Origin of the sequence: Streptomyces sp. NBC_00224, from assembly GCF_041435195.1 — a bacterium.
In the GTDB taxonomy this organism is placed as follows: Bacteria; Actinomycetota; Actinomycetes; order Streptomycetales; family Streptomycetaceae; genus Streptomyces.
The window spans coordinates 5,039,704-5,053,447 of the sequence record NZ_CP108106.1; the positions used below are offsets into that span (position 1 = coordinate 5,039,704).

At 70.1% G+C, this 13,744-nt stretch carries 12 protein-coding genes; 4 read left to right on the forward strand and 8 right to left on the reverse strand.

Annotated features, from left to right (window positions below):
* Positions 1-47 precede the first annotated feature (47 nt).
* The 5 genes from OG965_RS22500 to OG965_RS22520 all read right to left on the reverse strand — a co-directional run bounded on the left by OG965_RS22500 (position 48) and on the right by OG965_RS22520 (position 5,773).
* Positions 48-1,472 carry an ATP-binding protein gene (locus OG965_RS22500; protein ID WP_371653874.1) on the reverse strand — a complete coding sequence of 475 codons (1,425 nt, stop codon included), beginning with the start codon at positions 1,470-1,472 and terminating at the stop codon, positions 48-50.
* 24 nt (positions 1,473-1,496) lie between these two features.
* The gene (locus tag OG965_RS22505; RefSeq protein ID WP_371653875.1) at positions 1,497-3,047 is read right to left on the reverse strand and encodes an SCO6880 family protein; all 1,551 of its coding nucleotides are present in this window, start codon (positions 3,045-3,047) and stop codon (positions 1,497-1,499) included.
* A complete protein-coding gene (locus OG965_RS22510) occupies positions 3,044-4,423 on the reverse strand; it encodes a hypothetical protein (protein WP_371653876.1) in 1,380 nt (459 codons plus the stop codon). Before OG965_RS22510 ends, OG965_RS22505 begins: the two co-directional genes overlap by 4 nt.
* Positions 4,413-5,258, reverse strand: a complete 846-nt coding sequence (locus OG965_RS22515) for a hypothetical protein (protein WP_371653877.1) — start codon at positions 5,256-5,258, stop codon at positions 4,413-4,415. Before OG965_RS22515 ends, OG965_RS22510 begins: the two co-directional genes overlap by 11 nt.
* 206 nt (positions 5,259-5,464) lie before the next feature.
* The gene (locus tag OG965_RS22520; RefSeq protein WP_101389324.1) at positions 5,465-5,773 is read right to left on the reverse strand and encodes a hypothetical protein; all 309 of its coding nucleotides are present in this window, start codon (positions 5,771-5,773) and stop codon (positions 5,465-5,467) included.
* Positions 5,774-6,126: 353 nt separating this feature from the next.
* Here OG965_RS22520 and OG965_RS22525 point away from each other — a divergent pair, with 353 nt between their 5' ends.
* Positions 6,127-6,861: a serine protease gene (locus OG965_RS22525; protein ID WP_371653878.1), complete on the forward strand. Its 735-nt coding sequence runs from the start codon at positions 6,127-6,129 to the stop codon at positions 6,859-6,861.
* Between the two features lie 15 nt (positions 6,862-6,876).
* On the opposite strand, the gene OG965_RS22530 is transcribed toward OG965_RS22525, so the two are convergent.
* Genes OG965_RS22530 through OG965_RS22540 form a run of 3 tightly spaced genes read right to left on the reverse strand, consistent with a single transcriptional unit; the run spans position 6,877 to position 9,803 of the window.
* Positions 6,877-7,455 (reverse strand): hypothetical protein, encoded by a 579-nt coding sequence (locus tag OG965_RS22530; protein WP_371653879.1) that lies wholly within the window; start codon positions 7,453-7,455, stop codon positions 6,877-6,879.
* Entirely contained in the window at positions 7,445-9,343 is a 1,899-nt protein-coding gene (locus tag OG965_RS22535; RefSeq protein ID WP_371653880.1) for an alpha/beta hydrolase, read from the reverse strand. Before OG965_RS22535 ends, OG965_RS22530 begins: the two co-directional genes overlap by 11 nt.
* Before the next feature lie 7 nt (positions 9,344-9,350).
* On the reverse strand, positions 9,351-9,803 hold the full coding sequence (locus OG965_RS22540) for a hypothetical protein (protein WP_371653881.1): 453 nt from the start codon (positions 9,801-9,803) through the stop codon (positions 9,351-9,353).
* A gap of 206 nt (positions 9,804-10,009) precedes the next feature.
* Here OG965_RS22540 and OG965_RS22545 point away from each other — a divergent pair, with 206 nt between their 5' ends.
* The 3 genes from OG965_RS22545 (at position 10,010) to OG965_RS22555 (ending at position 13,738) form a co-directional block, all read left to right on the forward strand.
* Positions 10,010-11,725, forward strand: coding sequence for a serine/threonine-protein kinase (locus OG965_RS22545; protein ID WP_371653882.1), 1,716 nt, complete (start codon positions 10,010-10,012; stop codon positions 11,723-11,725).
* Positions 11,726-11,798: 73 nt separating this feature from the next.
* Complete coding sequence (locus tag OG965_RS22550; protein ID WP_371657024.1) at positions 11,799-12,794, forward strand: NlpC/P60 family protein; 996 nt, start codon at positions 11,799-11,801, stop codon at positions 12,792-12,794.
* 209 nt (positions 12,795-13,003) lie between these two features.
* The gene (locus tag OG965_RS22555; RefSeq protein WP_371653883.1) at positions 13,004-13,738 is read left to right on the forward strand and encodes a phosphatase PAP2 family protein; all 735 of its coding nucleotides are present in this window, start codon (positions 13,004-13,006) and stop codon (positions 13,736-13,738) included.
* The last annotated feature ends 6 nt before the right edge of the window (positions 13,739-13,744 follow it).

Sequence of the window (13,744 nt, forward strand, 5' to 3'; positions counted from 1 at the left end):
GGCCGTTGATCCGGCAGGCCCCTTGAGGGGAGGGGCCCGCCGGACTGTCAGGCGACGGTCGACTCGGGGGAGGAGGTGCCGGACATTTGCTGTTCCATCAGGGCTGCCCTGCGCTCGCTCTCCGTCTCCAGCTGGCTCTCCAGTTCATGGGCGAGTACGTCATCGGTCGCCGCCGACTCCGTCATCGCGCGGTCGGTGAAGACCAGCGGCCGTTCCCGCTCGGTGATCAGGTGTTTGACCACCTGGACATTGCCGTTGACGTCCCAGACGGCGATGCCGGGCGTGAGCGTCGGGATGATCTCGACCGCCCAGCGCGGCAGGCCGAGCACCCCGCCCGTCGCCCTCGCCTCGTCCGTCTTCTGGGCGTAGATCGTCCTGGTCGACGCCATCTTCAGGATCGCCGCCGCCTCCCGCGCCGCCGCCCCGTCCACCACGTCCGACAGATGGTGCACCACCGCCACGAAGGACAGACCGAGGCGCCGGCCGAACTTGAGCAGCCGCTGGAAGAGCTGCGCCACGAACGGCGAGTTGATGATGTGCCAGGCCTCCTCCACCAGGAAGATGCGCTTCTTGCGGTCGGGCCGGATCCAGGTGTGCTCCAGCCAGACGCCGACGATCGCCATCAGGATCGGCATCGCGATCGAGTTGCGGTCGATGTGCGAGAGGTCGAAGACGATCAGCGGGGCGTCCAGGTCGATGCCGACCGAGGTCGGTCCGTCGAACATGCCCCGCAGGTCGCCGTCGACCAGCCGGTCCAGGACGAGCGCCACGTCCAGGCCCCAGGCCCGGACGTCGTCTATGTCGACGTTCATGGCGACCGCCGAGGCGGCCTCCGGGTGGCGCAGCTGCTCCACGATGTCCGTGAGGACGGGCTGCCGGTCGGTGATGGTCTCGTTGACGTAGGCGTGCGCGACCTTCAGGGCGAAGCCCGACCGCTCGTCCAGGCCGTGCCCCATCGCCACCTCGATGATGGTGCGCAGCAGCGCCAGCTGGCCCGTCGTGGTGATCGCCGGGTCCAGTGGGTTGAGCCGGATGCCGCCGTCGAGGGCGGTCATCGGGTCGAGCCGGATGGGAGTTATCCCCAGCTCGCGCGCGATGAGGTTCCATTCGCCGACGCCGTCCTCGCCCTGGGCGTCGAGCACGACGACCTGCCGGTCGCGGAAGCGAAGCTGGCGCAGCACATAGGTCTTCTCAAGGGCCGACTTGCCGTTGCCGGACTCGCCGAGGACCAGCCAGTGCGGTGCGGGCAGCTGCTGGCCGTACAGCTGGAAGGGGTCGTAGATGTATCCCTTGCCGCTGTAGACCTCGCGGCCGATGATCACGCCGGAGTCGCCAAGGCCGGGCGCGGCCGTCGGCAGGTAGACCGCCTGGGCCTGTCCGGTGGAGGTGCGGACGGGCAGCCGGGTCGTCTCCACCTTCCCGAAGAGGAAGGCGGTGAAGGCGTTGGTGAGTGCGGAGAGCGGATCTCGCATGAGCAGGCCCCAATCAGCTCTCGGCTAGCGGCGGATGCCGGTCGCGAACGGCAAGGTGTTGACGAAGGCCCGGTGGTGCTCGCGGTCGCACCACTCCAGCTTCAGGTACGACTTGCCGGCCGAGGCGCGGATGGTGCGCTTGTCCCTCGCCAGGGCCTCGGGGGAGCGCGCCGACACCGTGATGTACCCGACGAGGTTGACGCCTGCCGCGCCACTGGCGAGATCTTCACCCCGTTGGTCGAGGCGGCCGTGGGCGGCGATGTCGCGCGGGTCGACGGTCCGGTTCATCTTGGCCGCGCGCGAGGCCTCGGCCTCGTCGTTGGTCTTCTCGGTGAGCATGCGCTCGATGGCGACCTCGGTGGGTTCGAGGTCCATGCAGACCGCGACCGTACGGATCACGTCCGGGGTGTGGACGAGCAGGGGGGCGAGGAAGTTGACGCCCACCGGGGTCATCGGCCACTCCTTCACCCACGCCGTGGCGTGGCACCAGGGCGCGCGCGTGGAGGACTCGCGGGTCTTGGCCTGGAGATAGGTGGGCTCGACGGCGTCCAGCTCGGCGGGCCAGGCGTTGCGCTTGGTCATGGCCTGGATGTGGTCGATGGGGTGGTCCGGGTCGTACATGGAGTGCACGAGCGAGGCGAGCCGCCCCTGGCCGAGCGGCTGGCGCACCCGGATGTCGGCCTCGGCGAGCCGGGCGCAGATATCGGTGAGCTCACGGGCCATGACGACGGCGAGCCCGGCGTCCCGGTCGAGCTTGCGGCCGTGCTGGGGGCGGGCGGCGCGGGCCATGGCGTGCGCCTCGGCGGCGAGCTCGCGCGAGTACTGCATACAGGCGACGAGATACGCGCGGTGCTGCTCGCTGGAGGTGGAGACCATCGACTGGAGCTGCTCGTACGACTCCTGGAGCCAGCCGGGTGAGCCGTGGTCGCCGCGCTGGGCGACGTCCTTGGCGTGCGCGTCCGGGTCGGCGGGCAGGGTGCGGGCGAGCATCTGGAGGCGGGTGACGAACCCGTCGCCGTTGGCGACGTGCTTGAGCAGCGTGCCGAACCGGTCGACGAGGGCTTCCTGGTCCTCCGAGTCGCGCAGGCCCACACCGGGGCCCTCGATCTCGATGGCGGCGGTCACCGTCCGGCGGTCGGCGTGCAGCAGTACGGCGATCTCGTCGGGGCCGAAGGGCGCGGCGAGCCAGCTGATCCGGCCGATGCCGGGCGGCGGGCCGACCTCGACCTCGCGCCCGTCGCCGCCCACACCGGCCTCCATGGCGGAGGAGCGGTAGGTGGTGCCGCGGCGCAGTGAGCGTTTGTAGCTGCGGTTGATCTCGAACCACTTGTAGAACGTGCGGTGTTTGTACGGGAGGTACACCGCGGCGAGCGCCAGCATGGGGAAGCCCATGAGGAGCACGATCCGCAGGGACAGGACGGGGACCAGCAGTCCGGCCATCATGCCGAGGAACGCGCCGCCGATGATCAGCGCGATCTCGCCGGTCTCGCGGTTCTTGCCGACGATGGCCGACGGCCTGGCCCGGCCGATCAGATACGTGCGGCGGGGCGAGACCGGATGGGACTGGGTCGTCAACGCCCTCCACCTCCTGTGCTGTTGTTGCCTTTGTTGCCGGTGTTGCGGCTGCTGTGCGGGGTGCCGCTGGTGGGTCCGGAGCCGTTACGGGGCGGGGGTGCGGCGGAGGGGACAGATCCGCCACCGCCACCGCCACCACCGCCGCCGGAGCCCCGGCTGCTGTGGGCGGCCACGCCGCCGGACATCGGGTTGGCGGGCCGGGGCTGGGCGTTGTTGTTGCCCTGGTTGCCGCGGCTGCTGTGGGTCTTGATGCCCTGGGAGACCAGGGCGGCCGGGGAGGAGATCACGGCGGCCGCCTGGGAGCCGTCGGTGGCCTGCTTGCGGTTGGTGCGGGCGGCGGCGATCTCGTCGCCGAAGCCGGGGACGAAGCGGTAGATCATCGCGGAGGCGAAGATGGCCAGCAGGATGATGGCGAGGCCGGAGACGACCGCCTGGAAGGAGTCCGGCCCCTTGCCCGCCGAGAGCGCGCCCGCGAGGCTCAGCACGATCACGATGATGGGCTTGACCAGGATGATCGCGATCATGATCCCGGCCCAGCGGCGGACGTGGCCCCACATGTTCTTGTCGACGAGTCCCGAGTACACGACGACGCCGAGCAGCGCTCCCACGTACAGCAGGAGGGCGCGGATGTAGAGCTCCAGGAAGAGGATGCCGGCCGCGAGGATGGTGACCAGGGAGACGACGATCAGCATGATCGGGCCGCCGCCGATGTCCGTGCCCTTCTTCAGGGCGGCCGAGAACGACCCGAAGAAGACGTCGGTCTGGTCGCCGGTGCCGGCGGCGATGACGTCGGTGACGGCGTCGGTGGCGTTGACGACGGTGTAGAGGATCAGCGGGGTGAACGCGGAGGCGAGCACGGTGAGCCAGAGGAACCCGACGGCCTCGGAGATCGCGGTGGTCAGCGGCACCCCGCGGATCGCCCGCTTGGTGACGGCGAGCAGCCACAGGACGAGCGTGAGGATGGTGGCGGCGGCGAAGACGACGGCGTAGCGGCCGAGGAAGGCGGGGTTGGTGAAGTCCACCTTGGCGGCGGTCTTCACGAACTTGGAGAGCGTGTCGACGACCCAGACGGCGGCGTCGGCGCAGCCGCGGGCGAGGGAGTTGAGGGGGTCTGCGGGGTCGCCGGGGGCGACGGTGCCGCCGCCCCTCTGTGGCGCGCCCGAGGACCCGCTGTCGCAGTAGTCCCGGGCCGGCCCGGAGATCAGCGAGCAGGGGTTGCCGCTCTTGTCCGGCGCGGGTGACGGCGACGTGCCGGGCGTCGTCGGCGTCGGCGTCGGGGCCGCTGCCGCGCGGGCGGCGAACAGGAAGACGGCCGTGTGCAGAGCGGTTACCGAAGTGACGAGCGCGCGGATACGGCTGCGAGGGCTACCGGGCATACGTGAACCCTCCGAATTCCTTCACGGCGTTCGCGATCTCCTCGGAGCCGGACACGGTGTTGTCGCCGGTGACCGGTGTCGGGCCCTTCTTCTGCGCGGTCTCCAGGACCTTCCAGTCCGACCCGTTCCAGGCCAGCTTCAGCGTCATCGTGAACCAGTTGGTCGTGACCGGTTTGGTGGACTTCTCCCCGGTGAGGCCGAACAGGCCGATGCACCACACGTCGACGTTCGTGGCCTGCGGCGAGTAGCTCAGCACCTTGGTGCCCGCCGGGACCGTCCGGTTGACGAACGTCGTGCCGACGGGCGCGGCGCCGTCCGCGGTGAGGCCGATCTGCTGGTTGAGGCCGGGCGAGTAGTTGGCGTCGAACCCCGCCTGGAGCTTGTCCTTGCTGGTGGCGTCGGCCACGGCCTCGACGATGCTGTGCCGGTGCGCGGTGTTGAACATGCCGTCGGAGCCCAGCGCCACCGCGTAGTTCGCCGCCGCCGACTGCGCCCCCTGTTCCGTCTGGGGGAAGCCCGTCGCGATGCCGGCCGTCTTGCCCTGGACCGGGTTCACGCCGCTCGCCGCCGTCGGCTTCGTGTCGGACTGTTTGGGGTCGTCGGAGGAGCCGTCGCCGCCGTCGCCCCGGTTGGCGAAGGCGATCGCGCCGACGAGGAGGACCACCACGCCGACGACCGTGAGCAGGGAGCGCGAGGCCCGGACGGGGCGGCGGGCGCCGCCGTACACGTCGGCGCCCTCGCCCTCGGGCAGCCGGGTGCGCGTCTGGCGCGTACCGCCGACGGTGCTGTACGCGTCTTCCGTGCGCCTGGAGTCGTGCTCGTCGCCGAGGCTCATGCCGCGTCCGCCCCCTCAACCCTTCGCTGGTCCGTCGTGTAGTACGACGGTAGCCGTGCTGGTTCCCGCGCGGGCGCGGTGTGGTGACTCGACATCAGGGAGACGCAACCTCAGCCGGTGGGCACGACGGACGGATGGTGTGGGGAAGGGCCTGGGCGGACCCTGGGGGACGAACACGGCGGGACGGAGCCGGACCTGAGGACGGGTCAGACCGCCATCCCGTACACGATGGTGAACAGCGTGCCGAGCGAGCCGATGATGAAGACTCCGGTCAGCCCGGCCACGATCAGACCCTTGCCCTGCTCCGCGCTGAACGTGTCGCGCAGCGCGGTCGCACCGATCCTCTGCTTGGCGGCGCCCCAGACGGCGATGCCGAGGCACAGCAGGATGGCCACGGCCATCACGACTTCGACCATCACCCGGGCCTCGTTGCCCAGGCTCCCGAACGGCCCCCAGTTGGGCGCGATCCCGCCGATGATCGTGGTGATGTCGCCCTTTTCTGCTGCCAGGTACACGTAACTCACCGCCCCTGTCGGGTAGTTCGATGCCCCTGCCCCATGGCATGGGTCAGGCTCTATCTTCGCTGATGAAACCGCCCGAGTATGTCGACTTGGCGGCTCTCTTTATTCGAAACCGCACAGCTGTGCCGATCGCACCGCCCTGACCTGCGGTGGACCGGTTCTCTACGGATTACGTATGGTCACTCTGTGTATCACGGAGGGTGACTCCGGGCAATGACTGTCGTTGATGCACTCTGGGCCCGTTCGCTTGAGTGGAACTCGCGCCGGGCGCTTCCGGGGGCGCTTCACAGACTCTTCTCAGAAAAGTTCCAGGGTTGCTCTCAGGTCCGCGCGGCACGGTCGGGGCCATGAGACACGTCTCCCAGCTGCGGGCCCTGTCGGCGGTGGCCGTGCTCCTGGTGGTCCCCGGGTACGGGGACCGGGAGGCCGGATCGGCCGGTACGACCGTCACGGCGCCCGCCACGGCCGCCAACGCGCGCGTGGGCGCGCTGTTCGACGGGGGTCTGGACGGGGACCACTTCTGTACGGCGTCGGTGGTGCGCAGTGAGGGGCACGACGTGATCGTCACGGCGGCGCACTGCCTGGACGACCAGGACGACGCGGTGTTCGTACCCGGCTACCGGGACGGGCAGGCGCCGTACGGGACGTGGCCGGTCAAGGAGAAGTACGTGGACGACGCCTGGTCGGAGGACGAGAACGAGGACGACGACGTGGCCTTCGCGGTCCTGGGCCCCGGGTCCCTGACCGGGGCTCAGGTCGAGGACGCGGTGGGCGCGGCGCCGCTGGCCACCGACGTCCCGGCGGGCGGCACGGTCACGGTGACCGGCTACGCGGGCGACGCCGACACCCCGCAGACCTGCACCACGCGCGCGACGGCCTACGGCGACACCCAGCAGCGCGTCGAGTGCCCCGACTACCCCGGCGGCACCAGCGGCAGCCCCTGGGCGGCGGCGGACGGGTCCGTGGTGGGCGTCATAGGCGGCTACCAGCAGGGCGGGGACGACCCGGACGTGTCGTACAGCGTGGTGTTCGGGACGACCACGGCGGCGCTCTATCGGCTGGCCGTGGGGGACGGCTGCTGAGGCGTCAGCCCACGCCTACTGGTCGCCGGCCTTGTACTCCGGGTCGACGTAGCAAGGCGAGTCCAGCATGACGAACAAGCCGTCGCGGCCCGCCTTCTCCCACTTGGATGCCTTCGGATCGCGGGAGGCGAAGTCCTCCTCGATCGTCGCCGTGTGGTGCAGCTTCATGTCCTCGACGTCGAGCTGCATCTGCTGGGCCTTCGAGTTGGCCTTCTCGAAGCGGTACACCTTCCAGCCCTGCTTGGGCAGTTCCTCGTGCAGGCGCCGCAGCGCGGCGGAGAGGACTTCGCGGGAGGGGCCGTAGACCATCCAGCTGTGCTTTACGCGGTAGCCGTGCTCGACCTTCGGGCAGGGGTCGGCATACGGGCCGCCGTTCGTCGTGCCGTACTGCTTCAGGCCGGAGGCGTCCAGGATGAGACTGGACTGCCGCCGGGACAGGTCTTCGGCGTCCTTGACGGCCTTCGTCTCGGGTGTGTAGTCGAGTCCGTCGTTGTCCATGGCGGTGCATCCTGTCGTGGCGGTGAGTGCGGCAGCGGCCAGCGCGGCGAGCCGGACCGGCCTGCTGAGACGCGTGTTCCTGGCGTTACTGGTCAAGGAGCTTCACCCTGTCGTACTGGCCCACCGTGACCCGGGCCTGGTTGAGGAGGCTCTGGGATCCCTCGTCCCAGTAGCCGCTGTGGCCCCGGGAGCCGTCCGTGGCGACGATGTTGGCGCCGAAGTCCGGGTTGCTCGGGGTGAGGGGTTTGACGACGCTCATGCCGTCGCCGTCGAGCCAGGACGGCAGGATGTCGATGTCGAGTTTCTTCGGCGCGTGGCCCCAGCCGCCTATCTCGGGGACGGGGTCGCTGGTGATGAAGGGGATGTTGACGCCGCCGTACTTGTCGTCCCCGACGAACGGGATCGGGACGCCCTTGAGGAACGGCTCGCTGTCGGCGTTGGCCGCCCAGACATGGCCCTTGGGCACGTCCATCTCGGAGGCGTGGCCGACCTGCTCGCCAGGGCTGCCCGCGACGAAGACGTCGTCGACGGGCAGGGTGCCCTGGCGGGCGGCCGAGCCGATGACCGTACTGCCGTAGCTGTGGCCGACGGCGGTCAGATGGCCCGGGTCGCCCTCGTGGGAGGCGCGCAGGCCGCCCAGGAAGTTGTTGAGGATCGGGCCGCCCTCGTTCGCGTAACCGCTCTGGGGGGCGTCCGTGAAGATGTTCTGCGGGGCGTCGTAGCCGAACCAGGTGATCGTCGAGACGCTTGCCCCACGGGAGATGTCCGAGCTGGTTCGCCAGAGCTTCTCCATGCGGCCGATATCGCCGTTGATGCCTTCGAGGTTCGTTCCGGTACCGGGCACGTAGACGGAGGTGTGTGTCGCCGTGTCCGGGTTGCCGTTGGCGACGATCGCGCGGCCGATGCCGTCCGCGTTGAAGCCGAGGAGAAATGCCTCGGGGAGCGGGCGTTCACCGGGGCGGCTCGCTGTACCCGTACGGTCGAAGCGGGACTGGATCGCGTCCATGCCCTTGAGCTTGTTCTGGAGGCGATCCTTGTCCTTGTGCCACTGGGAGTAGGCCGGGTTGGTGATGACCTTGGGGTACTCGCCGTTGGGGTTCTGGACGTACTGGGTGGGCTCCGGGCCGAGCTTCTTTATGTCGACCGCGACCTGCGCGCGCGTCTCCGCCAGCACCATCCGGTTGGCGTCGTCGCGGACCGTGGCCGGTACGCCGTCGAGGGCGCCGACGGCCGCCGGGTAGAGGGTCGCGTACTCGTCGCGCTCCTCCTGGCTCAGGCCGTCCCACCACTTCTTGTTGTCCGCGGGCGACTTCCCCTTGGGGATGCCGGACTCCGGCAGGAACTTCGCGTTCTTCTGGACGTCCTTGGTGTCCGCCGCCGCGTCGACCAGCATCTCGTCGGTGACGTCGATGCCCGGCGGGGACTTGAGGCGGCGCAGGACGCCCGCGTACCGGCCGTCGATCTCGCCCGCGTCCCGCACCGCCCCGGCGATCCGCTCGGCGATGTCCTCGGCCTGCGCCTTGTTCGGGTCGCCCCCGCCCTCGCCCTTGCCGGCCAGGAACGGGACCGGGGCGCCCGGCCTGGCGACGCCGGGGCCCGGGGCGAGCGGGACGGTGACAGCGACGGTGGTGGGGTACTTCACCGACCCGTCCGGCTGGACCGTGAACTTCAGGTTCTCCGCGTCCTCCAGCGCCTGCTTCAGCTTCTTCTGCGGCGCGGCCAGCTCGGTGGCGAGCCCGTCGAGCGCGGTACGGACGAGACCGCACTCGGTGTGCAGGTACTGGTAGTTGCGGCTGAGCCGGCCGAGGTCGCCGACCGCGCCCTCGGCGGTCCTGCTCTGCTGCGTCTCGTGGATCTTCGCGCGCATCTCGTTGTCGACGCGGTCCTTGGCGGAGTTGGCCCGGCTGCTGACCTTGCCCCAGCCGTCGGCGGCGTCGCTGAACTCGGACAGCTTCACATCGCGCAGTTGCTGCCAGGTGGGCACGGGCGGGTCACCGCCCCTTCGGCTCGGCCGGGGCGACGGCCTTCACGTCGTTGCCGACCTTCACATCGGTCTCGCCGAACTCCTTGCCGACGCTCTTGAGTACCCCGTCGAGGCGCCCGCACTCGTCGCGCACCGTGCCGAGCCGGTCCTTCCAGGACGTGCGGATCTCCTCCAGGGCGGCCGTGGCGCCGAAGCCCTCCGTACCGGCGGTGACGCCCTCGGAGGCCGAATCGAGGTCGGCGAGCGCGCCGGCCGTGCCGGTGCGCAGCTCCCCGGCGACCTTGCCGGCGGAGCTCCAGGGGGCCTTGCTGAACTGGATGTCAGGCGCGCCGCTGTCTGTGCCGTTGGCAGATTTGCCGTTGGCAGACGCGAGCCGCATCCCGGCGGCGGGCGGTTCCTGCCCGCCCGGCCTGGTCGAAGTGCCCGCGAAGAGCTCTTCCCACTGCGCGCTGAGTGCCATGTGCGCCCGTTCCCCCGTTGCCGTGCCTTTTGGTTCCCTTTACTTGCCGACGCAACCTAGCAACGATGGGGGAGGGGAGGCGAGCCCTGAGTAGTGCGCAGCCGTGTACGTCAAGTGACCATTTTCGGATGCAGGTAATCAGCCAAGTGATCACAAGTGGGTCAACGGGCGTGAGGTGGCTGAGGGTTGCATGACAGAGTCGTGCGGTGGACGCGCTCAGGCCCCGGGATCCGGCACACATAGGTACGTACGCCCTGCTCGCCCGGCTGGGCGCGGGCGGGATGGGCATGGTCTACCTCGGCCGCTCGCCGGGCGGGCGGCTGGTCGCGCTCAAGGTGATCAAGGACGAGATCACCGACCACCCCGAGGCGCTGGCCCGCTTCCGCCGTGAGGCCGAGACGGTACGGGCGGTGCGCAGCGCGTACACCGCGAACCTGATCGACGCGTCGCTGGCGGCGCCGCCGTACTGGCTCGCCACGGAGTACGTCTCCGGGCCGACCCTCAGCCGGGCCGTCGCCGACCGGGGCCCGTTCCCGCCCGACACCTGCCGCAAGCTGTTCGCGGCGCTGGCGGAGGGGCTCGCGAGCGTGCACGCGTACGGGGTGACGCACCGGGACCTCAAGCCCCAGAACGTCATCCTGGCCCCACAGGGCCCCCAGCTCATCGACTTCGGCATCGCACGCGCCGCCGCGGACACGGCCCTGACCCAGCCGGGCGTCGCCCCCGGCACCCCCGGCTACACGGCCCCGGAAGTCCTCATCCGCAACGAGGTCGCCGACCCGGCGGACGTGTTCGCCCTGGGGGCGACGATCGCGTTCGCGGCTACGGGGAGGGCGCCGTTCGGTGTGGGCGAGGCCGCGGGTGTCTCCTACCGTGCGGTGCACGAGCAGATCGACCTGGCGGGGGTCGAGCCGAGACTGGCCGAGCTGATCCAGGCCTGCGTGGCCAAGGACCCGGCCGTCCGGCCGGACGCCGCGGAGGTGATCCGCCGGTGCGCCGTGGACTCGGCGCTGGTGGAGGACGAGTTCTACCGGCCGCTGTCGGGGCTGGCGGACGCGGTACCGGCGTACACGCCGACGCGGCTGCCAGGACCGCACGATCTGCCCACGGCCACGGCGGGCGTGGCCGGGCCTCCGCCCGACTACACACCGACCCACATGGCTGCTCCGGCGCCCACGGCCGTCGATGCCGGGGACCGCTCGCGCCGGACGTCACCATGGCTGGTGGCCGCGACGATCGGGCTGGTGCTGGGAGTGGCGGGGGCCGCGACGATCTGGCTGCTGCCCGGGGACAAGGGCGGTGACGGCACGTCAGCGCGCGGGGGCGGCCCTTCGTCGTCCTCGCCCGGGCCGACGAAGAGCGACACCGCGCCCAGTGGGGGCGGCACAAAGCAGGGCGGACCGCGGTACATCGAGGCGACCAAGCCGTCACGGGACTACTGGACGCCTGACGGTCAGGCAGGGAGCTGCAACCTGCCGCCCGAGGAGCGCCAGGAGTACCTGCTGGTCTCCGTGGTCCAGGCGGACGACCCCGACGCGCCCATGGGCTCGGCCCTCACCGGGAAGATACGCATCAAGGTCTGGCTGAAGTACGCGGAGTCCACGGCGAAGCCGTACTACGTCTCGGTGTCCGTGAAGCCCCCGCACGAGATCGACGCGAACACCGGACAGCCGATCCCGGGCTCCGGCCAGAACCTCTCGCTCGGATACGCCAGCAAGCCGGTCGACCTGTTCCGCGACAACCAGCCCACGACGCCGAAGATCCTCACGTACCCGGACGACTTCGAGGACCACGTCGAGGACAGGACGTTCAAGTCCATCCCGGTCAGCCGCGATCCGGGAAGCTGGACTGTCCAGTTCCACCATGTGAGGGGCACCAAGGAGTACGCGAGCATCATGTGTACCGGGTTCGTCGGAAAATAGCCGTGCCGCAGGCGGAGAATGAGCGCTGAATCCCGCCCGGATGGGGGAGGGTTGAGGGGTGCGCAAGGTCTGGATGGTCGGCGGAATCGCGGTCGGGGCGTGTCTGAGCTTCATCGCGCTGCTCGTCGTGGGCACGTACTCGGCGGCGGCGGGGCTCGCTTCGGGGGGCGGCGGTCAGTCCGTCGCCCTGGCCAAGGGCGCCGTTCCGGCGATCTATCAGCCGATCGTGCAGAAGTGGGGCAACCTCTGCCCCGCCATCAACCCGGCGCTGCTCGCCGCCCAGCTCTACCAGGAGAGCGGCTGGAAACCGGACGTCACCAGCCACGCCGACGCGCGCGGCATCGCCCAGTTCATCCCCGACACCTGGGCCGCGCACGGCGTCGACGGCAACGGGGACGGGAAGCGCGACATCTGGGACCCCCAGGACGCGATTCCCTCCGCCGCCTCGTACGACTGCGAACTCGCCAAGTACGTACGGAACGTGCCGGGCGACAACACGAACAACATGCTCGCGGCGTACAACGCGGGGGCGTACCGGGTCATCAAGGCAGGTGGCGTCCCGCCGATCAGCGAGACCCAGGGCTACGTCAAAACCATCCGCACCCTCGAAAAAAGCTTCGCCCGCCCCACCACCCGCGTCCAGCCCTCCCAGCAGGCCGCCGGGGCCATCTACTACGCGCAGCAGAAGCTCGGGACGCCGTATCTCTGGGGTGGGGAGGGGACCGCCGAGCAAGGGGGGCGGTTCGACTGTTCGGGGCTTACCCAGGCCGCCTACGCGAGCATCGGGATCGAGCTGCCGCGCGTCGCCAACGACCAGTACAACGCCGGCCCGCACCCCTCCCGCGGCGAGCTCCTCCCCGGTGACCTCGTCTTCTTCTCCGACGACCTCACCAACTCCCGCGCCATCCACCACGTCGGCCTCTACGTCGGCGGCGGCTACATGATCAACGCGCCCTACACCGGCGCCGTCATCCGCTTCGACAAGATCGACGCGCCGGACTACTTCGGCGCGACCCGGGTCACCAAGGACGGCGCCGCCGCGTTGCCGACGTTCAAACCGGGTACGTGACCGGCGGTACGGAGTGGCCGGATCTCGTCGGCACTCTCCGTCAGGCCATGGCCCTGAGCTGCGACGATGAGTCTCTCTTCGGTAACGTCGTGGTGATCATTCCGTGGAGAGTGGAACGCGAGGGCCGTTCAGGCCGTTCAGTGGACAGTGACCGCAGGAGTACTGACCACGGGGGTTGGTAGCTACACGCACAGGCAAGGGGCCTCGGCATGGCTGGACTCGCGCTGGACGGGTCGAACCCGGACGTCAGCCTGCTCTACGACATCAACGGACTCGCCGCTTCCGCCCCCACGTGGTTCGACCGCGTCATGGAGTTCGTCGGCGAGTACGGCATCCTGCTCGCCCTCGTCCTCGTCGTGCTCTGGTGCTGGTGGAGCCTGCGGCGCAGCGAGGACCGCGAGAGCGCCCCGGCCTCCCTCGCGGCCCTCGTCTGGGCGCCGCTCGGCGCCGGGATCGCGCTGCTCGTCAACATCCCCATCAGGGGATTCGTGGAGCGGCCCCGGCCCTTCGTCTCCCACAAGGGGCTCGACGTCCTGGTGGACGGCAAGACGGACTACTCGTTCGTGAGCGACCACGCCACGATGTCGATGGCGATCGGCGCCGGACTCTTCGTCGCGCACCGCAAGTTCGGACTCCTCGCCATCGGGCTCGCGCTCGCCGAGGGCTTCTGCCGGGTCTACATGGGCGTGCACTACCCCACGGACGTGGTCGGCGGCTTCGCCCTGGGCACCGCCGTCACGCTGCTGCTCGCGCCGCTCGCCCTGATGCTGCTGACCCCGCTGGTGTCGACGGTGGCCCGGTCGCCCCGGCTGGGCCGTCTCGTACGGTCGCGGCGCGCCGGGCAGTCCTCGCTGCGGCTCGCCGTGGACCTGCCCGAGCAGCGGTCGGGAGCGGGGAAGTCGGGTACGGGTGCGGGGCCGGGAGAGAACGACCTGGCGGCGTAAGGCGGT